28 protein-coding genes are annotated in these 26336 nt (G+C 73.8%); 18 read left to right on the top strand and 10 right to left on the bottom strand.

What is annotated here, in order from left to right; genetic code table 11:
* The first annotated feature begins 63 nt into the window (after positions 1 to 63).
* From HPC71_RS12880 to HPC71_RS12870, 3 genes are read left to right on the top strand one after another with little or no spacing between them, the layout of a single operon-like run.
* Positions 64 to 258: a DUF3046 domain-containing protein gene (locus HPC71_RS12880; protein WP_154616513.1), complete on the top strand. Its 195-nt coding sequence runs from the start codon at positions 64 to 66 to the stop codon at positions 256 to 258.
* Positions 259 to 301: 43 nt separating this feature from the next.
* A complete protein-coding gene (locus HPC71_RS12875; protein ID WP_154616514.1) occupies positions 302 to 1099 on the top strand; it encodes an S-methyl-5'-thioadenosine phosphorylase in 798 nt (265 codons plus the stop codon).
* Positions 1099 to 2154, top strand: coding sequence for an NAD-dependent epimerase/dehydratase family protein (locus HPC71_RS12870; RefSeq protein ID WP_154616515.1), 1056 nt, complete (start codon positions 1099 to 1101; stop codon positions 2152 to 2154). The genes HPC71_RS12875 and HPC71_RS12870 overlap by 1 nt, the downstream gene beginning before the upstream one ends.
* A 94-nt stretch (positions 2155 to 2248) precedes the next feature.
* Here the strand turns inward: HPC71_RS12870 and HPC71_RS12865 are convergent, their stop codons facing one another.
* Entirely contained in the window at positions 2249 to 3589 is a 1341-nt protein-coding gene (locus tag HPC71_RS12865) for a hypothetical protein (RefSeq protein ID WP_154616516.1), read from the bottom strand.
* A 79-nt stretch (positions 3590 to 3668) separates the two neighbouring features.
* Between HPC71_RS12865 and HPC71_RS12860 the strand changes: the two genes are divergently transcribed.
* The 8 genes from HPC71_RS12860 (at position 3669) to HPC71_RS12825 (ending at position 9728) form a co-directional block, all read left to right on the top strand.
* The gene (locus HPC71_RS12860; RefSeq protein WP_154616517.1) at positions 3669 to 4328 is read left to right on the top strand and encodes a glycosyltransferase family 2 protein; all 660 of its coding nucleotides are present in this window, start codon (positions 3669 to 3671) and stop codon (positions 4326 to 4328) included.
* A complete protein-coding gene (locus tag HPC71_RS12855; protein ID WP_154616518.1) occupies positions 4325 to 4969 on the top strand; it encodes a TIGR04282 family arsenosugar biosynthesis glycosyltransferase in 645 nt (214 codons plus the stop codon). Before HPC71_RS12860 ends, HPC71_RS12855 begins: the two co-directional genes overlap by 4 nt.
* On the top strand, positions 4966 to 5613 hold the full coding sequence (locus HPC71_RS12850; RefSeq protein WP_216656410.1) for a class I SAM-dependent methyltransferase: 648 nt from the start codon (positions 4966 to 4968) through the stop codon (positions 5611 to 5613). Before HPC71_RS12855 ends, HPC71_RS12850 begins: the two co-directional genes overlap by 4 nt.
* Positions 5610 to 6749: a molybdopterin-dependent oxidoreductase gene (locus HPC71_RS12845; protein WP_171896770.1), complete on the top strand. Its 1140-nt coding sequence runs from the start codon at positions 5610 to 5612 to the stop codon at positions 6747 to 6749. The genes HPC71_RS12850 and HPC71_RS12845 overlap by 4 nt, the downstream gene beginning before the upstream one ends.
* The gene (locus HPC71_RS12840) at positions 6746 to 7147 is read left to right on the top strand and encodes a hypothetical protein (protein WP_154616519.1); all 402 of its coding nucleotides are present in this window, start codon (positions 6746 to 6748) and stop codon (positions 7145 to 7147) included. Before HPC71_RS12845 ends, HPC71_RS12840 begins: the two co-directional genes overlap by 4 nt.
* 175 nt (positions 7148 to 7322) lie before the next feature.
* A complete protein-coding gene (gene recA, locus HPC71_RS12835; protein ID WP_154616520.1) occupies positions 7323 to 8366 on the top strand; it encodes a recombinase RecA in 1044 nt (347 codons plus the stop codon).
* A gap of 27 nt (positions 8367 to 8393) precedes the next feature.
* Positions 8394 to 9176: a regulatory protein RecX gene (locus tag HPC71_RS12830; RefSeq protein WP_154616521.1), complete on the top strand. Its 783-nt coding sequence runs from the start codon at positions 8394 to 8396 to the stop codon at positions 9174 to 9176.
* Between the two features lie 51 nt (positions 9177 to 9227).
* The gene (locus tag HPC71_RS12825; RefSeq protein WP_171896769.1) at positions 9228 to 9728 is read left to right on the top strand and encodes a phosphoribosyltransferase; all 501 of its coding nucleotides are present in this window, start codon (positions 9228 to 9230) and stop codon (positions 9726 to 9728) included.
* A gap of 151 nt (positions 9729 to 9879) precedes the next feature.
* Here the strand turns inward: HPC71_RS12825 and HPC71_RS12820 are convergent, their stop codons facing one another.
* Complete coding sequence (locus HPC71_RS12820) at positions 9880 to 10575, bottom strand: hypothetical protein (protein ID WP_154616522.1); 696 nt, start codon at positions 10573 to 10575, stop codon at positions 9880 to 9882.
* A 141-nt stretch (positions 10576 to 10716) separates the two neighbouring features.
* Between HPC71_RS12820 and HPC71_RS12815 the strand changes: the two genes are divergently transcribed.
* The gene (locus HPC71_RS12815) at positions 10717 to 11505 is read left to right on the top strand and encodes a HipA family kinase (protein ID WP_171896768.1); all 789 of its coding nucleotides are present in this window, start codon (positions 10717 to 10719) and stop codon (positions 11503 to 11505) included.
* Positions 11502 to 11882, top strand: a complete 381-nt coding sequence (locus tag HPC71_RS12810) for a DUF3037 domain-containing protein (protein WP_154616523.1) — start codon at positions 11502 to 11504, stop codon at positions 11880 to 11882. Before HPC71_RS12815 ends, HPC71_RS12810 begins: the two co-directional genes overlap by 4 nt.
* A gap of 46 nt (positions 11883 to 11928) precedes the next feature.
* On the opposite strand, the gene HPC71_RS12805 is transcribed toward HPC71_RS12810, so the two are convergent.
* From HPC71_RS12805 to HPC71_RS12785, 5 genes are all read right to left on the bottom strand, one after another.
* Entirely contained in the window at positions 11929 to 13071 is a 1143-nt protein-coding gene (locus HPC71_RS12805) for a PLP-dependent cysteine synthase family protein (RefSeq protein WP_154616524.1), read from the bottom strand.
* A 35-nt stretch (positions 13072 to 13106) separates the two neighbouring features.
* On the bottom strand, positions 13107 to 13850 hold the full coding sequence (locus HPC71_RS12800; protein ID WP_154616525.1) for a sirohydrochlorin chelatase: 744 nt from the start codon (positions 13848 to 13850) through the stop codon (positions 13107 to 13109).
* Positions 13851 to 13959: 109 nt separating this feature from the next.
* Positions 13960 to 14703, bottom strand: coding sequence for a phosphoadenylyl-sulfate reductase (locus HPC71_RS12795; protein ID WP_171896767.1), 744 nt, complete (start codon positions 14701 to 14703; stop codon positions 13960 to 13962).
* Positions 14700 to 14894: an eL43 family ribosomal protein gene (locus HPC71_RS12790; protein WP_154616526.1), complete on the bottom strand. Its 195-nt coding sequence runs from the start codon at positions 14892 to 14894 to the stop codon at positions 14700 to 14702. Before HPC71_RS12790 ends, HPC71_RS12795 begins: the two co-directional genes overlap by 4 nt.
* Positions 14891 to 16597: a nitrite/sulfite reductase gene (locus HPC71_RS12785; protein WP_171896766.1), complete on the bottom strand. Its 1707-nt coding sequence runs from the start codon at positions 16595 to 16597 to the stop codon at positions 14891 to 14893. The genes HPC71_RS12790 and HPC71_RS12785 overlap by 4 nt, the downstream gene beginning before the upstream one ends.
* Positions 16598 to 16953: 356 nt before the next feature.
* Here HPC71_RS12785 and HPC71_RS12780 point away from each other — a divergent pair, with 356 nt between their 5' ends.
* A complete protein-coding gene (locus HPC71_RS12780; protein WP_154616527.1) occupies positions 16954 to 18399 on the top strand; it encodes a glycine hydroxymethyltransferase in 1446 nt (481 codons plus the stop codon).
* A gap of 50 nt (positions 18400 to 18449) precedes the next feature.
* Here HPC71_RS12780 and HPC71_RS12775 read toward each other — a convergent pair whose 3' ends face one another.
* From HPC71_RS12775 to HPC71_RS12765, 3 genes are all read right to left on the bottom strand, one after another.
* The gene (locus HPC71_RS12775; protein WP_216656409.1) at positions 18450 to 19343 is read right to left on the bottom strand and encodes an endonuclease domain-containing protein; all 894 of its coding nucleotides are present in this window, start codon (positions 19341 to 19343) and stop codon (positions 18450 to 18452) included.
* A gap of 67 nt (positions 19344 to 19410) precedes the next feature.
* Positions 19411 to 21027 carry an SLC13 family permease gene (locus HPC71_RS12770; RefSeq protein ID WP_154616528.1) on the bottom strand — a complete coding sequence of 539 codons (1617 nt, stop codon included), beginning with the start codon at positions 21025 to 21027 and terminating at the stop codon, positions 19411 to 19413.
* Positions 21028 to 21115: 88 nt separating this feature from the next.
* On the bottom strand, positions 21116 to 22768 hold the full coding sequence (locus HPC71_RS12765) for an acyl-CoA dehydrogenase family protein (protein ID WP_154616529.1): 1653 nt from the start codon (positions 22766 to 22768) through the stop codon (positions 21116 to 21118).
* Between the two features lie 17 nt (positions 22769 to 22785).
* Between HPC71_RS12765 and HPC71_RS12760 the strand changes: the two genes are divergently transcribed.
* The 4 genes from HPC71_RS12760 to HPC71_RS12745 all read left to right on the top strand — a co-directional run bounded on the left by HPC71_RS12760 (position 22786) and on the right by HPC71_RS12745 (position 26076).
* Positions 22786 to 23763, top strand: coding sequence for a YihY/virulence factor BrkB family protein (locus tag HPC71_RS12760; protein WP_154616530.1), 978 nt, complete (start codon positions 22786 to 22788; stop codon positions 23761 to 23763).
* Positions 23764 to 23784: 21 nt separating this feature from the next.
* Positions 23785 to 24885 carry a potassium channel family protein gene (locus HPC71_RS12755; protein ID WP_154616543.1) on the top strand — a complete coding sequence of 367 codons (1101 nt, stop codon included), beginning with the start codon at positions 23785 to 23787 and terminating at the stop codon, positions 24883 to 24885.
* A 74-nt stretch (positions 24886 to 24959) separates the two neighbouring features.
* The gene (locus tag HPC71_RS12750) at positions 24960 to 25154 is read left to right on the top strand and encodes a hypothetical protein (protein WP_154616531.1); all 195 of its coding nucleotides are present in this window, start codon (positions 24960 to 24962) and stop codon (positions 25152 to 25154) included.
* 682 nt (positions 25155 to 25836) lie between these two features.
* Positions 25837 to 26076 (top strand): hypothetical protein, encoded by a 240-nt coding sequence (locus HPC71_RS12745; RefSeq protein WP_154616532.1) that lies wholly within the window; start codon positions 25837 to 25839, stop codon positions 26074 to 26076.
* Positions 26077 to 26336: the final 260 nt, after the last annotated feature.

Below are 26336 nucleotides of genomic sequence, written 5' to 3'. Positions count from 1 at the left end.
TCCTGACCGACGGCGCGCGACGCCGGTGGCCGGTGGGAGCCGGGCAGAGGCGATGATGGGGGCATGCGACACACCGAGCTCTGGGCGCGGCTGGAGCGGGCGCTGGGCGCCGGCTACTACGAGGTCTGGGCCGACCAGTTCGTGATGGCCGAGCTCGGGGGCCGCACCGCGCGCGAGGCGCTCGACGCCGGCGTGCCGCCCAAGGAGGTCTGGGCCGCGGTCTGGTCGACCCTGGGCCTGCCCGCCAGCGAGAAGTGAGCCCGAGCGGGTCGCCGGTGCCCTGACCGGGCACAGTGCGGCCATGAGCGCTCGCGCAGACGTGGCCGTCATCGGCGGCACCGGCTTCTACTCCTTCCTCGACGACCCCGAGGAGGTCGTCGTCGAGACGCCGTACGGCGCCCCCTCCTCGCCGCTGGCGGTGGGCACCGTGGCGGGCCGCCGGGTGGCCTTCCTCCCGCGGCACGGCGCGGACCACGCCTACCCGCCGCACGCGATCAACTACCGCGCCAACGCGTGGGCGCTGCGCAGCCTCGGGGTGCGCCAGGTGCTCGCCCCGTGCGCGGTCGGCGGCCTGCGGGAGACCGTCGCGCCCGGCGACGTCGTCGTGCCCGACCAGCTCGTCGACCGCACGCACCGGCGGATCGGCAGCTTCGTGGAGACCGGAGCGGTGCACCTGCCGTTCGCGGACCCGTACTGCCCGCGGCTGCGGCGCGCGGTCGTCGGCGCCGGCGCGGCGATGGACGTCCGCGACGGCGGCACCATGGTGGTGGTCGAGGGGCCGCGGTTCTCCACCCGCGCCGAGTCGCAGCACTACGCCGCGCAGGGCTGGGACCTGATCAACATGACCGGCGCGCCCGAGGCGGCGCTCGCGCGCGAGATGCGCCAGTGCTACTCCGCGATCGCGCTGGTGACCGACATGGACGCCGGCGTCGAGCACGGCGCCGGCGTCGGGCAGGAGGAGGTCTTCGCGCTCTTCCGGGACAACCTCGAGCGGCTCAAGGGGCTGCTCACCGACGTGGTCGCGGCGCTGCCGGACCCCGACGGCTGCGGCTGCAGCACCTGGGCCGACGGTGTCGAGCTGACCCACGAGGTGCCGTGATGCGGGTGCTGCTCACCGGCTCGGCGGGCTTCATCGGCGCCACCGTCGCCCGCCGGCTGGAGGAGCGCGGCGACGAGGTCGTCCGGGTCGACGTGATGCTCGAGAACGCCCACGGCGCCGCGGAGCCGCCTGCGGGCACCCACCACCTCGACGTGCGCGACGCCGCGGCGTGGCCCGACCTGCTGCGCGGCATCGACGTCGTCTGCCACCAGTCCGCGCTCGTCGGGGCCGGCGTGAGGGTCTCCGACCTGCCGCACTACGCCGCGCACAACGACCTCGGCACCGCCGCCCTGCTCGCCGCCATGCACGAGGCCGGCGTCGACCGGCTCGTCCTGGCCTCCTCGATGGTCGTCTACGGCGAGGGCCGCTACGCCTGCGTCGAGCACGGCGTCCAGGTCCCGCCGCCCCGGCGCCGCGAGGCGCTCGACGCCGGCGACTTCGAGAACCACTGCGCCACCTGCGGTCGCCCCCTGTCGTGGGAGACCGTCGAGGAGGACGCGCGGCTGGACCCGCGCAGCGCGTACGCCGCCAGCAAGCTCGCCCAGGAGCACTACGCGGCCGCGTGGGTCCGGCAGGCCGACGCGGCCGCCGTGGCGCTGCGCTACCACAACGTCTACGGGCCCGGCATGCCGCGGGACACGCCGTACTCCGGGGTGGCCGCGATGTTCCGCTCGTCCCTCGAGCGGGGCGAGGCGCCGCAGGTCTTCGAGGACGGCGGCCAGGCCCGCGACTTCGTCCACGTCGACGACGTCGCCCGCGCCAACCTCGCGGCCCTCGACGCGGTCACCGGCGAGGGGACCGGCCGGTTCGCGGCGTACAACGTCTGCTCCGGCGAGCCGGTCACCATCCTCGACGTCGCCCTGTTGGTCGCCGAAGGGACCGGTGAGGCGTCGGGCCGGCGGATCGAGCCCGAGGTGACGGGTGGCTACCGCCTCGGCGACGTGCGCCACGTCGTCGCCTCGCCCGACCGGGCCCGCGCGGAGCTCGGCTTCAGCGCGCAGGTGCGTCCCTGCGACGGGCTGCCGGCGTTCGCGACCGCGCCGCTGCGGGCCTGAGCGGTGTGCAGGGGTCCCCGGTTCACCGGTGACCCCTGCACATATCAGGGGAGATTTGCCCCGGTATGTGCGTGACTTCCCTGAGAAGTCGGCCTCACCAGCTCGTGTAGAGCAGGTGCTGGACGACCAGCGCGAAGACCAGCTGGAGCGCCAGCCCCCACCGGCGCCACCGCTCGGGCAGCAGCGCGGTGGTCAGCAGCAGCCACGGCACGAACGGCAGCCAGATCCGCTCCACCTCGGCCTTGCTCATCCGCGACAGGTCCGCCGCGGCGACCGCCAGCGCCGCCGCGCCCGCGAGCAGGACGACGACCCGCTCGGCGCGCCACGCGGCACGGCCGAGGACCGCGAGCCCGGCGCCCAGGAGCGGGCCGCTGCAGACGATGAGCGCGGCGAGGTTCCCCCACATCCAGTACGACGCCGGGCGGTCGGCCGCGATGCCCTCCCAGTACCGGTCGTGCAGGACCGGGTAGGCCTCCCACCACGCGAACCCGCCCGCCGCGAACCCGAGCACCACCACCAGCGCCGCCGTGCCCGCCACCGGCAGCGGCCACCACGACCGTCCGGCGACCAGGACCGCCACCGCGAGGAACCCGAGCAGGCCCAGCCCGTAGGACAGCATCACGCAGCAGCCCAGCAGGAGCCCGGCGAGCACCGACCACCCGGCGCCGGCGCGCGCGCTGGTCGGCCCGCGGGTCGCCCCCAGCGCCAGGCACAGCAGGCCCGCGGCTGCGACCGCCCCGAAGAGGGCGTCGGCGGAGACCGCCATGAACACCGCGGCGGGGGTGAGCACCAGGAACGGCGCCGCCCGGCGCGCGGCCGCCTCGGCGCCCAGGACCCGCACGGTGGCCAGCACCAGGGGAGCGGTCGCCGCGGCGAGCACCACGACGACCAGCGCCGCGGCCAGGTCGCCGCCGAGCCCGACGCGGACCAGGCCGACGAAGAACAGCAGCGCCAGCGGCGGGTGGCCCGCGACGTGGGTCGGCCAGTTGTCCGGCGCCGCGGACAACGGGATCCGGTCGACGTAGGTGCGCACCAGCTCGCCGACGTCGTCGACCTCCCGGGCGGTCTGGAGGTACTCCACGTCGTTGCCGAGCACGCGGGTCAGCCCGGGCTCGCCGTCGACCAGCGCGAGCGCCAGCATCCACGCCAGCGCGGCGACGTACGCCGCCGCGAGCAGGCGCCGCCACGGCAGCCGGGCGGCCAGCCCGGCGGCGTACCTCCACCCGAGCAGGGCGAGCGCGACCGCGGGCAGCGTGCCGGGGCCGAACAGCTTGGGGTCCCACAGCCCGTGCAGCGGCGGGATCGCGAGGTCCGACATCGAGCGCGGCGCCCGCGGCCAGACCTCCCAGTCCGCGAGCTGCGGGACCGCGAAGGCGACCGCGAGCAACACCACCGCGGCGAGCAGGCCGAGGCCGGCGCGGCGGGTCGCGGTCATGGGCCCGACCCTACGGACGGGTGGGTGCCGCCGGCCGAGCGGCGGGCCGGGTGTGGCCCCGCCGCCTAGGTTTCTGGGCATGCCCGTCTGCGACCTGGTCCTGCCCTGCCGCGACGAAGCCCCCGCCCTGGCGGCGCTGCTGCCCCTGGTCCCGGAGGAGTTCGCGGTCATCGTGGTCGACAACGGGTCGAGCGACGACACCGCCGAGGTGGCCCGTCGGCTGGGGGCGCGGGTCCTGCGGGAGCCGGTCCCGGGGTACGGGGCGGCGGTGCACGCCGGACTCCTCGCAGCGACCCACGACCACGTCGCGTTCATGGACGGGGACGGGTCCTTCGACCCCGCCGAGCTGCTGCCGCTGCTCGAGGACGTCCGCTCGGGCCGCTTCGACATGGCCGTGGGCCGGCGCCGGCCGGTGGAGCGCGGCGTGTGGCCCTGGCACGCCCGCGCCGGCAACGCGGTGATCCTCGCCTGGCTGCGCCGCCGGATCGGCATCGAGGTCCACGACATCGCACCCATCCGGGTCTCCGGCCGCGCCGAACTCCTGTCGTTGGGCGTCGAGGACCGTCGCTTCGGCTACCCCGTGGAGCTGCTGCAGAAGGTGGCGCTCGCGGGCTGGCGGGTGTCCGAACGCGACGTCACCTACCACCCCCGTGCCGAGGGCACCCGGTCGAAGGTGTCCGGCTCGGTCCGCGGCACCGTGCGTGCCGCGCGAGACTTCTGGAAGGTGCTCGAGAGATGACCCGCGTGCTCGTCGTGGCCAAGGCCCCCGTCCCCGGCCGGGTGAAGACCCGGCTGGCGGTGGACATCGGCGACGAGGCCGCCGCGGAGGTCGCCGCCGCCTCGCTCCTCGACACCCTCGCCGCCTGCGCCGACGCCGTCGGCCCCGCCCGCTGCCACCTCGCGGTGGCCGGCGACCTCGACGACGCCGTCCACGGCGAGCGGGTCCGGCGGATGGCCGCGGGGTGGCGGGTCACGCCGCAGGTCGGCGCCGGCTTCGCCGAGCGGCTGGTGCATGCCCACGGCGAGGGCCCCGGCCCGGTCGTCCAGGTCGGCATGGACACCCCGCAGCTGACCCCCGCCCTGCTGCTCGACGTCGTCACCTGCCTGGAGTCCCACCCCGGCGTGCTGGGCCCGGCCGAGGACGGCGGCTGGTGGGTGCTCGGCCTGCGCGACCCCGCGGCCGCCGCCGCGCTGGGACGGGTGGAGATGTCCACCCCGACGACGTACGACGACACGCGGGCGGCGCTGGCGGGCGTCGGCGTTCCGGTGGCGCCGGCCGCGGTGCTGCGCGACGTCGACACGCTGGCCGACGCCGAGGCGGTCGCCGCGCAGGCCCCCGACTCCCGCTTCGCCCACACCTGGCGGGAGGTGCGGCGGTGAGCCCGCCCGACGAGTCGTTCTCCACCGTCTTCTCCCACGCGCTGCGCGGCGAGCCGTGCGCGGTGCTCGGGCTCGGGGACGCGCCCCAGCCGCTGCCGGTGGCGTCCTGGACCGCCGAGGCCGACCAGCACGACCGGGAGATCCTCGGCCACTGCGTGGGGGCGACCCTCGACATCGGGTGCGGGCCGGGCCGGATGGCCGCGGCCCTGGCCGCGATGGGCCACGACGTGCTCGGCATCGACGTCGTCCACGAGGCGGTCGGGCAGACCCGGGACCGCGGGGTGGCGGCGCTGCGCCGCGACGTGCTCGCCGACCGGCTGCCGGGGGAGGGTCGGTGGGGCACCGCCCTGCTGGCCGACGGGAACGTCGGCATCGGCGGCGACCCGCAGGCACTGCTCGCCCGCGCCGCGGGCCTGCTCCTGGACGACGGGCGGGTCGTGGTCGAGGTGGCCGGCCCCGGCGTGCGGCCCACCTCGGGGTGGGCCCGGCTGCAGTGCGACGGCACCCTGAGCCGGCCCTTCCGCTGGGCCGTGCTCGGCCTCGACGACGTCGGGCCGGTCGCCGGCGCCGCCGGCCTGCGGGTGCAGGAGACCGTCGAGCACGGCGGCCGCTGGGTCGCCGTCCTGAGACCCTCGCGCACGTGAGGGCGCCGCGGTCGGAGGACTTCACCTCCCCGCTGCACGGCCCGGCCCTCGCCTCCCGGGTCGGGCCCGCGCTGGGCGTGTGCTTCGCCGTGTGCTTCCTGACCGGGCTGCTCAGCCACTACGCCCAGCAGCCCTCCCAACCGGTGCCGTTCCCGACGAGCCCGGCCTGGGGCTACCGCCTCACCCAGGGCCTGCACGTGGTCACCGGCACCGCCGCCGTGCCGCTGCTGCTGGTCAAGCTGTGGACCGTCTACCCCCGGCTGTTCCAGCGTCCGGCGCGCCTCGACCTGCGCCACCTGGCGCTCACCGCCCTGGAGCGGCTCTCGGTGCTCGTGCTGGTCGCCTCCGCGGTCTTCATGCTGGTGACCGGGCTGGCCAACGCCAGCCAGTGGTACCCGTGGTCGTTCTCCTTCCGCACCACCCACTACGCCGTCGCCTGGGTGGCCATCGGCGCGCTGGTGCTCCACGTCGCGGTCAAGCTCCCCGTCGTCCGCGACGCGCTGCGCCGCCCGCTCGACGACGACCCGCCCGCACGCTCCGCATCCCTGTCGCGTCGCGGCCTGCTGCGCGCGACCTGGCTCGCCGCCGGGGTGGCGGTGCTGGCGACCGCCGGCTCCACCGTCCCGTGGCTGCGGCGGGTCTCGGTGCTGGGCGTCCGCTCGGGCGACGGCCCGCAGGGCCTGCCGATCAACACGTCCGCGGCCGCCGCGGGCGTGACCGGGACGGCGACCGCCCCGGGCTGGGCGCTCACCGTCGTGCACGGCGCCCGCTCGGTCCGCCTCACGCGGGCGGACCTGCTCGCGCTGGAGCAGCGCACCGAGGAGCTCCCGATCGCGTGCGTGGAGGGCTGGAGCGCCTCGGGGACCTGGACCGGGGTGCGGGTGCGCGACCTGCTCGACGAGGTCGGTGCGCCGCGGGGGAGCGACGTCGTGGTCCGCTCCCTGCAGCGGTCCGGGCCCTACCGCACGACCGTGCTGCAGGCCCGGTTCGCCGACGACGACCGCACGCTCGTCGCGCTCGCCCTCGGCGGGGAGCCGCTGGCCCTCGACCACGGCCACCCGGCGCGGCTCATCGCGCCCAACCGGCCCGGCGTGCTCCAGACCAAGTGGCTCGACCGGCTCGAGGTGCTCGCGTGATCGCCCGCCTCCTGCTCGGCGCCCTCGGCCTCGCGCTCGCGTCGTACGGCGCGTGGTTGCTGGTGGGCCGCGAGTCCGACCTCGTCGACGTGGCCACCTGGCTGGTCACCGGGGTGCTCGTGCACGACGCGGTGCTCGTGCCGGTGGTGCTCGTGCTGGGGCTCCTCGCCAGCCGGTGGTTGCCGGGCCCGGCGCGGGCGCCTGCGGCGGTCGGCCTGGTGGTGCTCGGGTCGCTCACCCTGCTCGCCGTGCCGGTGCTCGGCCGCTTCGGTGCGCGAGCGGACAACCCGACGCTGCTCGACCGCGACTACACGACCGGGTGGGCGGTGCTGGCCGGCCTGGTGGTGGCGGCCGTGGTGGTCGCGAGCCTCGTGCGGGGGCGCGCGCGGCACCGGTGAGCCGCCGGTCGGCGTGTCGATGTGGATCGAACACGTGTTCGGGCTAGGTTCTCTCCACAGGCACGGCGCGGGCCGAGGTGGTCCACACGAGCGACACGCTGACCAGGCGTTGTCGGTGGCTCGTCCTAGCGTCGTCGATGTGCCTGCTACCCGACGAGAGACAAGGAAGACCACCATGGCTGGTGACCGCGACAAGGCCCTCGACAGTGCGCTTGCGAACATCGAGAAGCAGTTCGGCAAGGGCTCGGTGATGCGGCTCGGCGACGAGACGCGCGCGCCCCTCGAGGTGATCCCGACCGGGGCGATCGCCCTGGACATCGCCCTCGGCCTCGGCGGTCTGCCGCGCGGCCGGGTGGTCGAGATCTACGGGCCGGAGTCCTCCGGCAAGACGACCGTCGCCCTGCACGCCGTGGCCAGCGCCCAGCGCGACGGCGGCATCGTGGCGTTCATCGACGCCGAGCACGCGCTCGACCCGGACTACGCCAAGAACCTCGGCGTCGACACCGACGCCCTCCTTGTCTCCCAGCCCGACTCCGGTGAGCAGGCGCTGGAGATCGCCGACATGCTGATCCGCTCGGGCGCGCTGTCCCTGATCGTCATCGACTCGGTGGCCGCGCTGGTGCCGCGGGCCGAGATCGAGGGCGAGATGGGCGACAGCCACGTCGGCCTCCAGGCGCGCCTGATGAGCCAGGCGCTGCGCAAGATGACCGGTGCGCTGAACAACTCCAAGACCACCGCGATCTTCATCAACCAGCTGCGCGAGAAGATCGGCGTGATGTTCGGCTCGCCCGAGACCACGACCGGTGGTCGCGCGCTGAAGTTCTACTCCTCGGTCCGCCTCGACGTGCGCCGCATCGAGACCCTCAAGGACGGCACCGACATGGTCGGCAACCGGACCCGGGTCAAGGTCGTGAAGAACAAGGTGGCCCCGCCGTTCAAGCAGGCCGAGTTCGACATCATGTACGGCAAGGGCATCAGCCGCGAGGGTGGCCTGATCGACGTCGGCGTCGAGTCGGGCCTCGTCCGCAAGGCTGGCGCTTGGTACACCTACGAGGGCGACCAGCTCGGCCAGGGCAAGGAGAACGCGCGGAACTTCCTGCGCGACAACCCCGACCTCGCCAACGAGCTGGAGAAGAAGATCCTCGAGAAGCTCGGGGTCGGCCCGACCGTCGATGCCGAGGCCGAGCCGGCCCAGCCGGTCGGCGTGGAGGACTTCTGATCCCGACGGGACCGGTGAGGAGGGCCGATGCCCGACTTCCGTGACGACCGACCGCCGCCGTCGTGGCTCGGTGACGTCGCCGACGGGGTGGACGCGTGGACCCAGCGCGCGGCCACCCCGGCCACTCCCGCGGTCGAGGACGACGCACCGCGCCCGTCCCGGACCGGGGTCGGGAGGGGCGCCGGCAGCCGCTCCGGCGGCCGTTCCGGCGGTCGTTCCGGGGGCCGTCCGGGTGGTCGCTCCGGCAGCCGCCGCGGCCGGTCGACGCCGCCGCCCGAGGACCCGGTCGCAGCCGGGCCCCCGGCCGACCCCGAGGCCGTCGCCCGCAAGATCCTGCTCGACCAGCTGACCGGCCAGGCCCGCTCGCGCAAGCAGCTGGCCGACAAGCTCGAGGCCAAGGACGTCCCGGCGGAGCTCGCCGAACGCCTGCTCGACCGGTTCGAGGAGGTCGGCCTCGTCGACGACGAGGCGTTCGCCCGGGCCTGGATCGCCAGCCGGCAGCCGGGGAAGGGGCTCGCCCGCCGGGCGCTGGCCCAGGAGCTGCGCCGCAAGGGCGTGGCCGACGAGGTCGCCCGCGAGGCGCTCGACGAGATCGATCCCGCCGACGAGGAGGAGGCGGCCCGGGCACTGGTGCGCAAGAAGCTGCGCTCGCTCTCCCGGGTCGACGACGCCACCGCCACCCGGCGGCTGGTCGGGATGCTCGCCCGCAAGGGGTACGGCGGCGGGCTGGCCTTCGCCGTGGTCCGCGAGGAGCTCGCCCAAGCCGGGCGGGACGACGACGTGCTCCCGGAGGACCCGGACCTCGACTGAGCTTCGACGTGCGACCGGCACCCGCCCGTGGAGGCCGGGCAGAATGGCCGCGTGGCAGACGAGCGCGAGCGCGAGGTCCTGACCTATGAGCTGTTCGGCACCGCGGTGCGCGAGCTGGCCCAGCAGGTGGTCGACGACGGGTACGAGCCGGACCTGGTCCTCTCCATCGCCCGCGGCGGCCTCGGCCTCGGGATGGGCCTGGGCTACGCGCTGGACGTGAAGAACCTCTCCGCGATCAACGTGGAGTTCTACACCGGCGTCGACACCCGGCTGGAGATGCCGGTGATGCTCCCACCCACGCCCGAGGCGGTCGACCTGTCCGGGCTCAAGGTGCTCATCGCCGACGACGTCGCCGACACCGGCAAGACCCTCCGGGTCGTCCAGGAGTACTGCGCCGACCACGTGCTCGAGGCCCGGTCGGTGGTGATCTACGAGAAGCCGTGGACCGTGGTCCACCCCGAGTACGTCTGGCGGCGCACCGAGCGCTGGATCGACTTCCCCTGGTCCTCCCAGCCGCCGCTGGTCACGCGCAGCCGCGGCCTGGCGCACTGAGCCCCCGGCCATCGACGGGCCAGATCATCGACGGGCCAGATCATCGACGGGCCAGACGACCGACGGGCCAGGCGGGCCGGCCCGGGAGCCGGTCGCCTGACCCGTCGGTCAGTGCTTGTCAGGGCTAGGTCGGTGCTGGCCCAGCGCTGGATCAGTAGCGGTACGTCGTGCCCTTGATCTTGGTGGCGGCGAAGCCCTTGCTCCCCTTGAACGTGATCCGCCAATGGAACTTCGCGCCGCTGCGCTTGGGGGCGGGCAGGGTCACGCGGAAGCGGCCCTTGGCGTTCGTGGCGGCGGTGCGGAACTTCTTCCACTTCTTGCCGACCTTCTTGTCCACGACGATCTTGATCTTGGCCTTCGGGCTGACCTTGCCCTCGAAGCCGGTCTTGCGGCCGCTGATGCCGGCGATCTCGACGTTGCGCTGCGCCTTGACCGAGCCCTGCGCCGTCGACGGGGCGTAGGTCCCGTTGCCGCCGTAGGTCACGCGGTACGTCGCGGTGCCGACGACCTTGATGGTGTCGTAGAGGTAGGCCGTGTCGGACTGGGCGATGGTCTTCCACCCGCTCTGACCCTTGACCTGGCGCTGGACGGTGATGCCGCCGTCGTAGACCTGCTGGCCGTTGGCGTCGACCACGTTGATCGACAGCGAGATCGAGTCGCGCTTGTAGACCGCGGCGCCGGGGATGCTCGTGTACTTGTTGACCGTCAGCCACGAGCGGCCCTCGGAGCCGCTGACGATCTGGGTGGCGGTCGCGGCGGCGGCGGGGCCGGCGGTGGCGACCACGGCGGCGGCGGGGGCGATCAGGCCGGTCGTGAGAACGGCGGCCAGGAGGCGTCGTACGCGCAAGGAGGTGGTCCTGTTCTGTGTCTTCTGTTCAGTGGGGGCAGCGTCCCGAGCCGCGCGACACTTCTACCGCCCGCCCTTCCCCCTCAAACCCCAGGGGTCCCTCCTCGTCCCAGCAGCCCCGAGGTGGTCTAGGCTGCGCCGGTGCTGCCCGTGGTCCCCGTGACGCGCTACGTCACGCCGCTGCGTGAGGGCGGCAGCCTGCCGGGGATCGTCGAGGCCGAGGACCTCGGCACCTACGTCATCAAGTTCCGCGGCGCCGGCCAGGGCGTCCGCGTGCTGGTGGCCGAGGTCGTCGTCGCCGAGATCGCCCGCCGGATCGGGCTGCGCACCCCGCGGCTGGTCGTGCTCGACCTCGACGCCGAGATCGCCCGCTACGAGGCCGACGAGGAGGTCCAGGACCTGCTCGTGGCCAGCGTCGGCCACAACCTCGGCGTGGACTTCCTGCCCGGCTCGTTCGGCTTCGACGGCGAGGTCGGCGGGGCCGGCGCCGACGTCGCGGCCAAGGTGCTGTGGCTCGACGCCTTCTGCGCGAACGTCGACCGCAGCTGGCGCAACCCCAACCTGCTCCTCTGGCACGGCGAGCTGTGGGTGATCGACCACGGGGCGTCGCTGTACTTCCACCACGGCTGGCCCGGCGGCGCGCTGGAGAAGGACGGTGCCGCCGAGCGGTTCGCCGCCCAGCCCTGGCGGATGGACGACCACGTCCTCGCCGCGCACGCAGACGGCCTGCCCGCGGCCGACGCCGAGATCCGCGGGCTGTTCGGCCCCGCCGACCTGCCCGAGGTGCTCGCGCTCGTCCCCGACGAGTGGCTGGAGCCGGTGCCGGGCGCGCAGTCGCCCGCGGAGGTGCGAGCGGCGTACGTCGCGTTCCTGACCGCCCGGCTCACGACCCGCGCCTGGCTCCCCGGCGTGGGGGAGGCGGCCCGATGAACCGGCTGGCCTACCAGTACGTCGTGCTGCGCTGCGTCCCGCGCGTGGACCGCGAGGAGTTCCTCAACGTCGGGGTCGTCGTCTACTGCCAGGCCGCCGACTACCTCCAGGTCGCCTGGCAGGTCGCCGACGACCGGCTGCGGGCGCTCCACCCGGCGCTCGACGTCGACCAGGTGCGCGACGCCCTCGGCTTCATCGAGGGGGTCTGCGCGGGCGACGGGCGTGGTGGCGCCGCCGCCGGCCACCCCGTCGGGCAGCGCTTCGGCTTCCTCAAGGCGCCCAAGAGCACCGTGATCCAGCCGGGCCCGGTGCACGGCGGCGTCACGACCGATCCCGCCGCCCAGCTCCAGCACCTGCTCGGCTGCCTCGTCGGCTGACCGGCGCTGACCGGCGCGGCCCGGCACCCCGGCCGGCGTCAGGCGGTCAGGCCGTCAGTCGCGCCCAGGCGTCGTCGAGCTCGGCGAGGTAGGGCCGGTGGTCCAGGCCCTGGGCGAGCAGCCAGTCGTCGTCGGCGAAGGTGCCGGCGTACCGCTCGGACCGGTCGCACATGAGCGTCACGACGCTGCCGCGACCCTGCTCGGCGCGGACTTCGAGGGCGAGCTGGATCGCGCCGTAGAGGTTGGTGCCCGTCGAGGGGCCCGCCCGCATGCCGAAGCGGTCGGCGAGGAAGTGCATGCCGGCGGCGGAGGCGGCGTCCGGGACGCCGAGCATCCGGTCGACGACGCCGGGCACGAACGACGGCTCCACCCGCGGGCGCCCGATGCCCTCGACCCGCGAGCCCGTCGCCTCGACGCTCCCCGCCGGGTCCCCGGCGTACGACGGCAGGAACGCCGACCCCTCCGGGTCGACCACCGCGACCCGCGTCGGCAGCCCGCGGTAGCGCACGTAGCGACCGATCGTCGCGCTGGTGCCGCCGGTGCCGGCCCCCACGACGATCCAGTCCGGGACGGGCCGCTCCTCGCGGGTGAGCTGGGAGAAGATCGACTCCGCGATGTTGTTGTTGCCCCGCCAGTCGGTGGCCCGCTCGGCGTTGGTGAACTGGTCGAGGTAGTGCCCGTCGCACTCCTCGGCGAGCCGCTGCGCGACGGCGTACACCTCGCCGGCGTCCTCGACCAGCTCGCAGCGGCCGCCCTCGCGCTCGATGAGCGCGATCTTGCCGGGGCTGGTGGAGCGGGTCATCACCGCGACGAAGGGCAGGCCGAGCAGGCGGGCGAAGTAGGCCTCGCTGATCGCGGTCGACCCGCTGGAGGCATCGACCAGCGTGGTGTGCGGGCCGATGTCGCCGTTGCAGATGCCGTAGAGGACCAGCGACCGGGCGAGCCGGTGCTTGAGGCTGCCGGTCGGGTGGGTCGACTCGTCCTTGAGGTAGATCCCGACCGGCGCGTCCGCGGGGGCGGGCAGGCGAAGGAGGTGGGTGTCGGCGCTGCGGTGCGCGTCGGAATCGAGCCGACCGACCGCCCAGCTGACCCACTCCCGCACCGAGGTGTCGCACCGGGCGACGTCGCGCAGGCCCGGCAGGCCACCCCCGGTGCTCGGGGCGGGCGTGGGTGCGGTGCCGGCGTCCATGCCTCCGAGGGTAGGGCCGGCACCGCACCGACCACTCAGACGGGCACGAGCTCCACGGCGCCGACGGCGTAGCGGGCCAGGACCGTGCGGGCCACCTCGGGGTGGGCACCGAGCGGCTCGGAGACCGCGATCGCGCCGGCCTCCAGCGCCAGCTCCGCGACCCGGTCGGGCAGGAAGCCCGGCGCGAGGAAGAGCGAGGCGACCGCGATGTGGCGCCGGCCCTCGGCGCGGAACGCGCGGACCGCCTCGCCGGCGGCCGGGGGAGCGGTGGAGGCGAACGCGGCGGTCACCGGCAGCTTGTGGTGGGCGCCCCACAGCCGCGCGAGCCGCGCGACGGACTGGTTGGCCAGCGCGTCGGAGGTGCCGGCGGCGGCCAGCACGAGCGCGTCGAGCTCGCGGACCCGCGCCGTGCGCAGCGCCTCGCGCATCCGCATGTCGAGGACCTCGAGGAAGCGCGGCTCGAGGCCGAGCACCTCGGTGGCGCGGACCTTCAGGCCCGGGTGCCGCTCGGTGGCCTCCGCGATCGCACGGGGGACGTCGACGGTGGCGTGGTAGGCCTCGGTCAGCAGCAGCGGCACCACGACGATCTCGTCGTGGCCGGCCCGCACGAGCTTGTCGACGACCTTGCCGAAGGCGGGCTTGGACAGCTCGAGGAACGCCGCCTCGATGCGGAGGTCGGGGCGCATGGCGCGGACCTCGGCGACGAGGGCGTTGATCGTGGCGGCGGAGCGCGGGTCACGGCTGCCGTGAGCGAGCGCGACCAGGGCGGGAGCGGTCATGACGACGGCCTCCTTCGAGACGGTGCGGCGACGATGGTGCGACCGACCACGCTGTCGGGTGTCCGGGGACGGACGGGGGTGGTGCTGGGGAGAGTCACGGGCGCGCGCATCAGGTGTGGATCCCGCACTCGGTCTTGTTGGTGCCGGCCCAGCGGCCGCTGCGCGGGTCGTCGCCGGGGGCGACGCGGCGCGTGCAGGGCGCGCAGCCGATGGAGGGGTAGCCGTCGTAGACGAGCGGGTTGACCAGCACGCCGTTCTCGGCGATGTAGCGCTCCATCTGCTCATCGCTCCAGCGCGCCAGCGGCGAGACCTTGACCTTGCCCTTCTTGGCGTCCCAGCCGATGACCGGCGCGATGACCCGGTTGTGGGTCTCGGCGCGGCGCAGGCCGGTGGCCCAGGCGTCGTATCCCGACAGCGCGTCGGCGAGTGGCTCGACCTTGCGCAGCCGGCAGCACAGGTCGGGGTCGGTCTTGTAGAGGTCCTTGCCGTGCGTGGCGTCCTGCTCGGCCACGCTCTGCACGGGCGTGATCGTCAGCAGGTTGACGTCGACGGTCGCCGCGACCGCGTCGCGGGTGCCGATGGTCTCCACGAAGTGGTAGCCGGTGTCGAGGAAGACCACGTCGATGCCGGGCACGACCGTCGAGGCGAGGTGCGCGAGCGCGGCGTCGCCCATCGAGGAGGTGATGCAGAAGCGCTCCCCGAAGGTCGCGGCGGCCCACTCGATGATGACCTCCGCGGGCGCCAGCTCGAGCTCGGCACCCCAGTGGGAGACCAGCTCGCGCAGCTCCTCGGGGGTGCGGCCCGCGGTCTGGATGCCGCGGGAGTTCCGCGCGGTGGTGGTCGTGAGGCTCACGAGACCACCCCCGGGCTGCCGGGGCGGATCATGCCGAGCATCTTCAGGGAGAAGGCGCGCAGGCAGCCCCGGCACTCCCAGGTGCCGTGCGGGCTGGTGACCTCACCGGACTCCGAGACGACCTCGTGCGGGCGCAGGTCCTCCTCGCCGCAGAACGGGCAGTGGTACGGCGATCCTGCGCGCCCGCTCATGACGCGCTCGCCGCCAGCTGCCGCTCGCCGCGCAGCAGCTCCTCGTCGGCCCGGTGCACCCAGGCGGAGAAGGTCTCCGCCTCGGTGCGGTCGACCAGGTAGTTGGTGACGACCGTGGTGATGTAGTCGTCGAGGCCGGCGCTGGTGACCTTGTGCGCGCGGAGCTTGCGGCCGAAGTTCGCCTCGAGCCCGGTCGCGCCGCCCAGGTGGACCTGGAAGCCCTCGACCTGCTCGCCCTCGTGCATCACCAGCTGGCCCTTGAGCCCGATGTCGCCGACCTGGGTGCGGGCGCAGGCGTTGGGGCAGCCGTTGACGTTGACGGTGATCGGGGTGTCGAGCTCGGGGAAGCGCTGCTCGAGGGAGTCGACCAGGCGCCGGGCGCGCTCCTTGGTGTCGACGATGGCGAGCTTGCAGAACTCGATGCCGGTGCAGGCCATCGTGTTGCGCCGCCAGTTCGAGGGGCGAGCGGAGAGGCCGATGACGTCGAGCGCCTCGACGACCTGCTCGACCACGGCCGGCTCGACGCCGATGAGCACGATCTTCTGGTACGGCGTCAGGCGGGCGCCCGCGATCCCGTGGGCGTCCATCAGCTCGGCCAGCTGCACCAGCATCGTGCCGGAGACCCGGCCGGCGGTCGGCGCGACGCCGACGTACGACTTGCCGTCCTTCTGCTCGTGCACGCCGATGTGGTCGCGGTGGCCGACCGGCGAGACGGGCGAGGGGGTGGAGACGAGCTCGCGGCCGAGGTACTCGGTCTCGAGGACCTCGCGGAACTTCTCCACGCCCCAGTCGGCGACGAGGAACTTCAGCCGCGCCCGCGAGCGGAGCCGGCGGTAGCCGTAGTCGCGGAAGATCGAGGCCACGCCCTCCCAGACGTCGGGGACCTCGTCGAGCGGGATCCACACGCCGAGCTTCTGGGCGAGCATCGGGTTGGTCGACAGGCCGCCGCCGACCCACAGGTCGAAGCCCGGGCCGTGCTCGGGGTGGACGGTGCCGACGAAGGAGATGTCGTTGGTCTCCGGGGAGACGTCGTGCGAGGGGTGGCCGGTGACCGCGGTCTTGAACTTGCGCGGCAGGTTGGAGAAGTCGGGGTTGCCGATGAAGCGGCGGTAGATCTCCTCCAGCGCCGGCGAGCCGTCGATGATCTCGTCGGTGGCGACGCCGGCGACCGGCGAGCCGAGGAAGGGCCGGGGCGAGTCGCCGCAGGCCTCGAGCGAGCTGAGGCCGGCCTCGTCGAGGCGCTCCCAGATCGTCGGGACGTCCTCGATGCGGATCCAGTGGTACTGGATGTTGGCGCGGTCGGTGACGTCGGCGGTGTCGCGGGCGAAGTCCTGCCCGATCGTGCCCAGCGCGCGGACGGCGGCGGGGGAGAGCAGCCGGCCGTCGGAGCGGACCCGCAGCATGAAGTAGCGGTCGTCGAGCTCCTCCTCCGGCACGGTGGCGGTCTTGCCGCCGTCGAAGCCCGGGGCGCGCTGGGTGTAGAGGCCCATCCAGCGGAAGCGGCCGCGCAGGTCGGCGGGGTCGATGGAGTCGAAGCCGCGCTTGGAGTAGATGCTCAGGATCCGGCCGCGGACGTTGAGCGGGTTGTCGTCCTTCTTGGACTGCTCGTTCTTGTTGAGCGGCTCCCGGTAGCCCAGGGCCCACTGGCCCTCACCGCGCTTGGGGCGGGGCTTGGGGGCAGGGCGGGTCGGGGTCTCGGTCACGGGGGTGTCCTTCGCGCTGGGGTGCGGCGCGGCCCGGCGGGGGCGGCGCGGCGGGAGGTCGAGTGGCTCGGGGTCGTCAGCGCTGGCGACACATCATGCTGCGGGTGCGCCCGAAGTCCACGTGGCGACGGACCACGAGGTAGGCGTGGGTAGCAGCGGAGACCATGTCAAGGAGTCTCAGTCCCCGGACGGCCGTCCCACAAGGCGAGTTCTCATGATGTGAGACGCGTGTCCGCGATCTGGGACGGCCGTCCCGGGGTGGTGGGCCGGACCGGTGCGGGTGCGTCCTAGGTCACACCCGCGGTGCACCAGCCTCGAGGCGGCACCCGCCGTCGGACCTCACTAGGGTGGGGGCCATGAGCGACGACCTCTCCCGCCTCACCAGCAGCGCGTACTCGCAGGCCCTCGAGGTCATCGCCGCGGTGGAGCCGCGCATCGCGGAGGCCACCCGGCAGGAGCTGGCCGACCAGCGCGCCTCGCTGAAGCTGATCGCCAGCGAGAACTACGCCTCGCCGGCCGTGCTGATGACGATGGGCACCTGGTTCAGCGACAAGTACGCCGAGGGCACCGTCGGCCACCGCTTCTACGCCGGCTGCCAGAACGTCGACACCGTCGAGTCGCTGGCCGCCGAGCACGCCCGCGAGCTGTTCGGCGCCGAGTACGCCTACGTCCAGCCGCACTCGGGCATCGACGCCAACCTGGTGGCGTTCTGGTCGATCCTCGCCCACCGGGTCGAGTCGCCGGCGCTGGAGCGGATCGGCGCGAAGAACGTCAACGAGCTGACCGAGGCCGACTGGGAGTCGCTGCGCAAGGAGCTGGGCAACCAGCGCCTGCTCGGCATGTCGCTGGACGCCGGCGGCCACCTGACCCACGGCTTCCGTCCCAACATCAGCGGCAAGATGTTCCACCAGCAGCAGTACGGCACCGACCCGGTCACCGGGCTGCTCGACTACGACGCGGTCGCCGCGAAGGCCCGCGAGTTCAAGCCGCTCGTGCTGGTCGCCGGCTACTCGGCGTACCCCCGCCGGGTGGACTTCGCCAAGATGCGCGAGATCGCCGACGAGGTCGGCGCCACGCTCATGGTCGACATGGCCCACTTCGCCGGCCTCGTCGCGGGCAAGGTGTTCACGGGCGACGAGGACCCGGTCCCGCACGCCCACGTCGTCACCACGACCACCCACAAGTCGCTGCGCGGCCCGCGCGGCGGCATGGTGCTGGCGACCGAGGAGTACGCCCCGAGCGTCGACCGCGGCTGCCCGATGGTGCTCGGCGGCCCGCTCTCGCACGTGATGGCCGCCAAGGCCGTCGCGCTGGCCGAGGCGCGGCAGGACTCCTTCCGGACCTACGCCCAGAAGGTCGCCGACAACGCCCAGTCGCTCGCCCAGGGCTTCCTGTCCCGCGGGGCGAACCTGGTCACCGGCGGCACCGACAACCACCTCGTCCTGCTCGACGTCTCCTCCTTCGGCCTCACCGGCCGCCAGGCGGAGTCGGCGCTGCTCGACGCCGGCGTGGTCACCAACCGCAACTCGGTGCCGAACGACCCGAACGGCGCCTGGTACACCTCCGGGGTCCGCCTCGGCACGCCCGCGCTGACCACCCGCGGCTTCGGCCACGACGAGTTCGACCGCGTCGCCGAGCTCATCGTCGACGTGCTCGCCAACACCCAGCCGGGGACCACCAAGGCCGGTGGCCCGTCGAAGGCCTCCTACGTCCTCGGCGACGGCGTGGCCGACAAGGTGAAGTCGGCCTCGGCCGAGATGCTCGACAAGCACCCGCTCTACCCGGGGCTCGAGCTGTCCTGACCGGCGACCGGCGACCGGCGGACGTACCGAAGTCCACTCGGCGGCCGTGCTCAGGCGGCGGGGCAGGCGCGACAGGCCACTTCGGTACGTCGGGCGGTCACGGCCGCGAGCACGGCCCTGACGTAAGCGGCGTCGTGCATGACGTCCTCCCAGGCGAACCGGAGGACGATCCACCCGTCGGCGACGAGCAGGTTGTAACGGCGGGCGTCCCTCCGCAGGGCGCCGCGGCTCCCGTGCCACTCGAAGGAGTCGGCCTCCAGGACGATGCGCAGCCGGAGGTCGACGAGGTCGGGGCGCGCCCAGGGGGTGACCGAGGTGATCAGCCGCTGCGGCTCGACCTCCAGGCCCGGGACGTCGAGGGCGATGGCGCGCAGCACCGACTCGAACGGGTTGGCAGCCTCGGCCCTCGCTGCTGCTGCGACCGTACGCACCCTGGCGGCGCCCGCACCCCGGGCGAGCCGGGCGGCACGGCGCAGGGCCGCCACGTCACCGGCCCGGGCGGCCGAGTCGGCGATGGCAAGCGCCTCGTCGAACGGCAGCGCGCGCAGGCACTGGACCAGGGTGACGTCCTTGCTCGTGACGATGCCATCGACCAGGTCGTCGGGCCCGTGGGCGGCGCGGTGCACGTCGGCGAGGGCGCGCTGGGCGGGGGTGACCCGTCGGTTCCGAGGCACGGCGACGTGCGGCCTCCCGGGCACGGTCTTCACGGCCCACCCGTGGTGCAGCGCGGCACTCGTCAGGCACAGCACCCCGCTCAGACCGTGCGCGGTGGCGATCGCAGCGTCGGCGGAGGCGAGCGCGTAGCGGTCACGCGCCGTGCGGATGACGTCCCCCGAGGCGAGCGCCTGCTCGAGGTCGGACCGGCGTGCGACGGCCAGGAGCTGGGCGCGCGTCGCGACGCCGCCGAGCATCCTCAGCAGCTCGGTCAGCGGCTCGGTGGACACCCTGACAGCGTGCCGTGGAACGTCCGAGGTCGTCGGTCGTCTTCCACAGGCCTCCGGGCGCCGGCCGCTACACCAGGCCGACGGCGGCCGCCATCACGGGGATGACGAGCACGATGAGGGCCGCACCGAGGATGTCGAAGGACACCCCGGTGCGGATCATCGTCGTGATCGGGACGGCGCCCGAGCCGTAGACGATGGCGTTCTGCGGCGTCGAGACCGGCAGCATGAAGCCGAAGGACGCCGCGAACGTCGCCGCCAGGGCCGGCACGAGCGGGTTGATGTCGGCCGCCATCGCGATCGGGATGATGATCGGCACCACGACCGCGGCCGACGCGGTGTTGCTGGTGGTCTCCGAGACGAGGATCGCCAGGACCACCGCGAAGACGGTGATGAGCAGGACGCTGGAGAGCCCGAGCAGGTCCGAGGCGCCGGTGCCGAGCGTCTTGGCGAGCCCGGTGGACTCCAGCAGGCTGCCGAAGATGATGCCGGTGCCGAAGAGCACCACCGTGCCCCAGTCGATCTTGGCGGCGTCGCTCCAGCGCAGGGTGAACTCGCGGTCCTCCCACTTGGTGGGGAGCAGGAACAGCAGCGAGGCGCCGAGGATCGCCACGATGCCCTCGTCGAGGCGACCACTGACCGTCTCGTAGGTGCTCGACTCGGTGCCGGCGACCAGCGCCACGATGCCGGGCACGATCCAGAGGGTGACGGTGACGGCGAAGGCGATGAGCGTGTTCCGCTCGGCCACCGAGAAGCGCCCCAGCGCCGCCTTCTCCTCGCGGACGTAGTCGGCCACGCCCTCGAGCCGGCGGGTCTCGGGCCGGTTGAGCAGCAGGATCACCACCGCGAGCGCCACGAACATCAGCGAGCAGATGGGCAGCGCCATCAGCACCCAGTCGAGGAACGAGATCCGCTCCCCGGTGGCCTCCTCGATCAGGCCGCGCCCGATGAGGTTGGGCGGCGAGCCGACCGGCGTGAGCAGGCCGCCGACGCTGGCGCCGTACGCCAGCATGAGCATGAGCGCGGCGCCGACCCGCAGCCGCAGCGGGTCGAAGTCCTCCGCGACCTCCCCGCGCGACTGGAGCAGCTTGGCGATGACCGCGAGGATGCCGACCGCGGTCGGCAGCAGCATGGCGACCGTCGCGGTGTTGGAGACGAAGGCCGAGAGCAGGCAGGTGATCGCCCCGAAGGCGACGACGACCCGCACGGTCGAGGTGCCGACCCCGGGGAGGTTGAGCACGAACATCGCGAACCGCCGGGCCACGCCGTGCTTGAGCATCGCCTGGGCCAGGATGAAGGCGCCGATGAAGGTGAAGACCGTCGAGGAGCCGAACGGCACGAGCGCCTCGTCGGCGCTGGCCACGCCGAGCAGGACGATCGCCGCGATGCCGATGAACCCGCCGACCGGGATCGGCACCGGCTCGGTGACCCACAGGACGATCACGCCCAGCAGCACCGCGGCGAGCGTGTGCTGCTGGTTCTCCAGACCGGTCGGCAGCAGCAGGAAGACGATCGTGACGAGCGGTGCGAGGACCAGGCCGGTCGTGCGCCGGGCCTTCTCGAAGCGCTCCTCGCGCGGGGAGAGGTGCTGCTCGCCCAGGCTGCGGTACGTCGCGTTGTCCAGGAAGGCCCGGTCGACGTCGGTGCGGCCCGTGTCCCCGCCGGTCCGTTGCTGCTCTGCGGTCATCGCGCACCTCCGGGCGGGCGGCCCCCGGATGTGGCCGCGGTCACACGGGTGATACCCGGTGCCGGCCTGCGGCTAACCCGGTCCGGCCTCAGATGACCGGCGTGGTCCGCTCGACGATCGCGCGGAGGTCGCCGCCGGCGAGGGCGCCGTACGTGCCGTCGTAGGAGGAGCCGAGGCGGGAGGCGCAGAAGACGTCGGCCACCTCGGGCGGCCCGAACCGCACGAGGAGGGAGCCCTGGAGCACCGCGGCCATCCGGCCGGCGAGGCGGCGGGCGCCGACCTCGAGCAGGGCGGGGTCGCCCAGCAGGGAGCCGAGCAGGGCCAGCACGTCGTCGATCGCCCGGTCCAGGCGTACGTCGCCACCCCGGGCGCGCCCGACCTCGGTGATCCAGGCGTCGAGCGCCTCCGGCTCGCGGGCCAGCGCGCGGAGCACGTCGAGGGCGTTGACGTTGCCCGAGCCCTCCCAGACCGAGTTGAGCGGTGCCTCGCGGTAGAGCAGCGGCATCACCGACTCCTCGACGTACCCGTTGCCACCCAGGCACTCCAGCGCCTCGCCCACCATCGCCGGGGTGCGCTTGCAGACCCAGAACTTCGCCAGCGGCAGCGCGATCCGGCGCAGCGCCGCCTCGTGCGGGTCGTGGAGGTGGTCGACGGCGGAAGCCAGGCGCAGGGCCAGCGCGGTCGCGGCCTCGGTCTCCACGGCGAGGTCGGCGAGCACGTTCTGCATGAGCGGCTTGGCGGCGAGGGTCGAGCCGAAGGCCGAGCGGTGCGCGGCGTGCCAGGAGGCCTCGGAGACCGCGCGCCGCATCAGCCCGGTCGAGCCGAGCACGCAGTCGAGCCGGGTGGCCGCGACCATCTCGATGATCGTGCGCACGCCGCGGCCCTCGTCGCCGAGGCGGAGCGCCACGGTGCCGTCCAGCTCCAGCTCCGAGGAGGCGTTGGACCGGTTGCCGAGCTTGTCCTTGAGCCGCACCACGTCGAGCTGGTTGCGGGTGCCGTCGGGCAGCACGCGCGGCACCACGAAGCAGGTCACCCCGCCCTCGGCCTGGGCCAGCACGAGGAAGACGTCGTTCATCGGCGCGGAGGTGAACCACTTGTGCCCGTGCAGGGTGTAGGTGCCCTCGATCGAGGTGGGCCGCGCCCGGGTGATGTTGGCGCGGACGTCCGAGCCGCCCTGCTTCTCGGTCATCCCCATGCCGGCGAGCGCGCCGCGCTTGTCCGCGGGCCGGCGCACGCCCGGGTCGTAGATCGTGGAGGCGAGCAGCGGCGTCCACTCCTTCGCGATCGCCTCGTCCGCGCGGAGCGCCGGCACGGCGGCGTACGTCATCGAGATCGGGCAGCCGTGGCCGGGCTCGGTGTGCGACCACGCCATGAACCCGGCGGCCCGGCGCACGTGCGCGTGCGCGGCGCCGGCCTCCTGCTGCACCCAGGGGGCCGCGCCGAGGCCGTGGCCGACCGCGCGCTCCATCAGCCAGTGCCACGAGGGGTGGAAGACGACCTCGTCGATCCGGTTGCCGTACCGGTCGTACGGCGTCAGCCGCGGGTGGTGCTCGTTGGCGAGCTGGCCGTGCTCGCGGGCCTCGGCCGAGCCGGCCTGCGCGCCCAGCTCGACCAGGTCGTCGAGGACCTCCGGCGACCCGTGGCGGAGGACCGCCTCGGCCAGGGCCCGGTCGGCCGTGACCACGTTGTGACCGACCAGCGGCGGCGCCTGGTTGGTGGTGACCCGGATCTCGGTGCGCATGCGGATACCGTAGGACCATGGACCCGGCGACCGGGCCCCGGACGGCGGGGCGGCGGGAGGGCCGGGACGGCCTCGCCGTACGGCTCGAGCGGGCTCGGCACATCGTGTGGCGCCTCGTCGTCACGACCTTCGGCTCGTGCATGCGCTACCGGGTGACCGGCCTGGCCGCCGAGGGCGCGTTCTTCGCCGTGCTGTCGGTGCCGCCGCTGATCTTCGCGCTGGCCGGAGCGATCGGGTACGTCACCGACCGGTTCAACCCCGCTCAGGTCGAGGACGTGCGGCAGGCGGTGATCGACCTGTCCTCGCGGATGCTCACCGACCGCGCCGTCGACGGGGTGATCGTGCCGACGATGAACGACGTGCTGCGTGGCGGCCGCTTCGACGTCATCTCGCTGGGCTTCGTGCTCGCCCTGTGGTCGGGCTCGCGCGCGCTCAACGTCTTCGTCGACACCATCACGATCATGCACGGGCTCGGCGGGCACCGCGGGATCATCAAGACTCGCGCGCTGTCGTTCGTGCTCTACGTGCTGGCGCTGGTGACCGGCGTGTTCTCGATCCCGCTGATGGTCGCCGGCCCCTCGCTGGTGCGCGACGCGCTGCCGGACTCCCTGGACTTCCTGCTGGGCTTCTACTGGCCGGTGGTCTCCATCGTGTGCATCTGCTTCCTGGCCACGCTCTACCACGTCTCGGTGCCGGTGCGGACGAACTGGAGCTTCAACCTGCCCGGCGCGACGTTCTCCCTCGTCGCGTGGATCCTCGGCTCCTACGTGCTGCGCTGGGTGCTGACGGTGACCGCCGCCGACTCCAAGTCCATCTACGGCCCCCTGGCCGCGCCGATCGCGGTGCTGCTGTGGCTCTACATCGTCGCGATCGCCGTGCTCATCGGCGCGGCGGTCAACGCGGCGTTCGACACCGTCTTCCCGCAGAAGGCCACGACGCGGGCCCGGCTCGAGCTGGTCGCCCGGCTGCGCAACCTCAGCGGCCGGGACAGGTAGGTTCCACGCGTGCCGAGCGACATGGACCCGCGGTCCGGGCAGCCCCTCCCCGACCAGGGCCGGGGCCTGGTCGCGCTGCCGGAGCAGATCCGCTCGCCGTGGTGGGAGCTCGGTCGCCGGCTCCTCCTCGCCTCGGCGATCCTCGTGGGCACCGTGCTGCTGGTCTACTTCGATCGCAAGGGCTACCGCGACGGCAACGACCCGACCAACACCATCAGCCTGGTCGACGCGATCTACTACACGACCGTCACGCTGTCGACGACCGGGTACGGCGACATCGCCCCGGTCACCGACGGGGCCCGGCTGGTCAACGCCTTCGTCATCACCCCCGCCCGCATCGCGTTCCTGGTGCTGCTGATCGGCACCACCCTGGAGGTCCTCGCCTCGCAGGGGCGCGAGATGTTCCGCGTCGCTCGTTGGAGGAAGCACATGGGTCACCACGTCGTCGTCGTCGGCTACGGCACCAAGGGCCGCAGCGCCGTCGACACCCTGGTCAACAACGGGCTCCGGCGCGAGGGCATCGTGGTCGTCGACCCGAGCCCGGTCGCCCTGCAGGACGCGCACGCCGACGGCCTGGCGGTCGTCACCGGCGACGCCACCCGCCGCGACGTGCTGCGCCGGGCCGGGGCGGGGGAGGCCGACCAGGTCATCATCACCACCGACAGCGACGCCTCGAACGTGCTGGCGACGCTGACCGTGCGGCAGCTCAACCCCGACTGCTGGATCGTCGCCGCGGTGCGCGAGCAGGAGAACGCCCCGCTGATGAAGCAGTCGGGCGCCAACTCCGTCATCACCTCCTCCGATGCGGTCGGCCGGCTGCTCGGCCTCTCCTCCCTCTCACCCGCCCTCGGGTCGGTGATGGAGGACCTGCTCACCTACGGCGAGGGCCTCGAGGTCGCCGAGCGCGACCTGCTGGTCACCGAGGTCGGCAAGCAGCCGCAGTCGCTGCCCGACCAGGTGATGGCGGTCGTGCGCGACGAGAAGGTCTACCGGTACTTCGACCCGGTCGTCACCCTGCTCGCCCGCGGTGACCGGCTCATCGTGGTCCGCCCGGCCAAGGAGCTGCCCTGGGCGCCCCGCCCCGGCACCCACCACGAAGAGGTCGCCACGCAGGAGGACTGAGCGGCCCCTCGACCGGCCTCGGGACCGCCCGCACCGGCTCGAACATGTGTTCGAGCCTGGCCTATCATCGGACCATGTCCGCTCCGTCGCGCCACTGCTGGGTCGCCGACGGCTCGGGCGGCGGCGCCCGTCGGCCCGGCCTGCTCGTCGAGTGGCGGCAGACGCCCTCGGGCTGGGAGGGCCGGGTGGTCTACGGCGCGCTGCTGCGGCCCGGCGTCTGGGGCCTGGTCGAGGAGTGGCTGCCCGCCGCGCAGCTCACGCCGCTGTGACCGGTCGCCTCAGGCCCCCCGGGTGGGCCGGGCCCATGGCCCGTCCGGGCCATGGGGGAGGGGCCGGACACCCGTGGGCGGGCGGCCCGCGACGGCGCCACGATGGTCGGGCTGCCCCGGAGGCATGGGGAGGGCGGGGCCGCGGGTCCCGGGACGCCATCGTCACGTGAATGGCGTCCCGGGAGACCTGCGACGGTCCAGACCAGCGGTGCCCCTGCGGCGTACGGCGCGGCCGACGCCGTACCTCTCCGCGAGGCTCCTCGTTGGGGCGGGCAGCAGGCCGTGCGCGATGGGGGGCGGACGGCACGCGAGCTCCGAGCGGCACCGCCGCAGCAGGACCCGGACCCTCCCGGCCACGGAAACGGGGGCGCCCGGGCTGCTGTTCGGCGCGTGCTGCGCGGCGCGCGGCTGGTCTGCAACCACCCGCGCGTCATCGTGGGAGATGGACCGACCCGGGGACGCCGCTGCCCCCGGGTCGGTTCCTCCCTGTCCGGGGCCTGGTTCGCGGCCTGTCCGCGGTTTCCTCCTGGGGCCGGGCGGGCACCGAGGCGACGTGTTCGCAATCGGATGGACCGAGGTCGTCGTGCTCGTGGTGGGCTTCCCCCTAGTGGTGTGGGCCGGCGTGACGGTCCTGCGCCGACGCTGAACGCGACGTCCCCCGCCAACAGAAGAGGTAGACCCCATGGCCACCTACAACTCCGACCTCCAGGCCGCCGTCGACGCGACCTCCGTCGCGAAGGACGCCGGCGTGAGCCAGGACCTGGTCACGTACCTGCGCGAGCAGCTCGCGGAGCGCGAGATCGAGACCACCGACGAGGACTGGCTCCAGCGCACGGTCGCCGCCATCGAGGCCGACCCGAACTACATGATCGAGGACGAGCCCTCCGACTTCGAGGCCACGGAGCTCCCGCAGGACCGCTGACCGGTCCAGACCGGTCCGGTGCCTCACCGACGGCCGGCGTCGCCTCGCTGAGCGTGGGACGGCGCCGGCCGTCGTCGTGGACGGCTGGTCGAGCAGGAGGCGCCCTGGCGCCGACGTGTCGAGGCCCCTGGCAGCCGAGCTTCGGCCTGCGGGCCCCCGCTGCTGGTCGAGCAGGAGGCGCCCTGGCGCCGACGTGTCGAGGCCCCTGGCAGCCGACCTTCGGCCTGCGGGCCCGCCCGCTGGTCGAGCAGGAGGCGCCC

The sequence above is a fragment of the Nocardioides marmotae genome (assembly GCF_013177455.1).
GTDB classification, from domain to species: Bacteria; Actinomycetota; Actinomycetes; order Propionibacteriales; family Nocardioidaceae; genus Nocardioides; species Nocardioides marmotae.
This window is presented reverse-complemented; position numbering and strand designations above follow the sequence as displayed.

Excerpts from the sequence above, each read along its gene's own strand:
- HPC71_RS12805 (WP_154616524.1), bottom strand. The coding sequence starts at position 13,071 with ATGGACGCCGGCACCGCACCCACGCCCGCCCCGAGCACCGGGGGTGGC.
- HPC71_RS12865 (WP_154616516.1), bottom strand. The coding sequence starts at position 3,589 with ATGACCGCGACCCGCCGCGCCGGCCTCGGCCTGCTCGCCGCGGTGGTG.
- HPC71_RS12755 (WP_154616543.1), top strand. The coding sequence starts at position 23,785 with ATGGACCCGCGGTCCGGGCAGCCCCTCCCCGACCAGGGCCGGGGCCTG.
- HPC71_RS12880 (WP_154616513.1), top strand. The coding sequence starts at position 64 with ATGCGACACACCGAGCTCTGGGCGCGGCTGGAGCGGGCGCTGGGCGCC.
- recA (WP_154616520.1), top strand. The coding sequence starts at position 7,323 with ATGGCTGGTGACCGCGACAAGGCCCTCGACAGTGCGCTTGCGAACATC.
- HPC71_RS12870 (WP_154616515.1), top strand. The coding sequence starts at position 1,099 with ATGCGGGTGCTGCTCACCGGCTCGGCGGGCTTCATCGGCGCCACCGTC.
- HPC71_RS12830 (WP_154616521.1), top strand. The coding sequence starts at position 8,394 with ATGCCCGACTTCCGTGACGACCGACCGCCGCCGTCGTGGCTCGGTGAC.
- HPC71_RS12860 (WP_154616517.1), top strand. The coding sequence starts at position 3,669 with ATGCCCGTCTGCGACCTGGTCCTGCCCTGCCGCGACGAAGCCCCCGCC.
- HPC71_RS12855 (WP_154616518.1), top strand. The coding sequence starts at position 4,325 with ATGACCCGCGTGCTCGTCGTGGCCAAGGCCCCCGTCCCCGGCCGGGTG.
- HPC71_RS12780 (WP_154616527.1), top strand. The coding sequence starts at position 16,954 with ATGAGCGACGACCTCTCCCGCCTCACCAGCAGCGCGTACTCGCAGGCC.
- HPC71_RS12750 (WP_154616531.1), top strand. The coding sequence starts at position 24,960 with ATGTCCGCTCCGTCGCGCCACTGCTGGGTCGCCGACGGCTCGGGCGGC.
- HPC71_RS12790 (WP_154616526.1), bottom strand. The coding sequence starts at position 14,894 with ATGAGCGGGCGCGCAGGATCGCCGTACCACTGCCCGTTCTGCGGCGAG.
- HPC71_RS12875 (WP_154616514.1), top strand. The coding sequence starts at position 302 with ATGAGCGCTCGCGCAGACGTGGCCGTCATCGGCGGCACCGGCTTCTAC.
- HPC71_RS12745 (WP_154616532.1), top strand. The coding sequence starts at position 25,837 with ATGGCCACCTACAACTCCGACCTCCAGGCCGCCGTCGACGCGACCTCC.
- HPC71_RS12760 (WP_154616530.1), top strand. The coding sequence starts at position 22,786 with ATGGACCCGGCGACCGGGCCCCGGACGGCGGGGCGGCGGGAGGGCCGG.
- HPC71_RS12770 (WP_154616528.1), bottom strand. The coding sequence starts at position 21,027 with ATGACCGCAGAGCAGCAACGGACCGGCGGGGACACGGGCCGCACCGAC.
- HPC71_RS12800 (WP_154616525.1), bottom strand. The coding sequence starts at position 13,850 with ATGACCGCTCCCGCCCTGGTCGCGCTCGCTCACGGCAGCCGTGACCCG.
- HPC71_RS12765 (WP_154616529.1), bottom strand. The coding sequence starts at position 22,768 with ATGCGCACCGAGATCCGGGTCACCACCAACCAGGCGCCGCCGCTGGTC.
- HPC71_RS12810 (WP_154616523.1), top strand. The coding sequence starts at position 11,502 with ATGAACCGGCTGGCCTACCAGTACGTCGTGCTGCGCTGCGTCCCGCGC.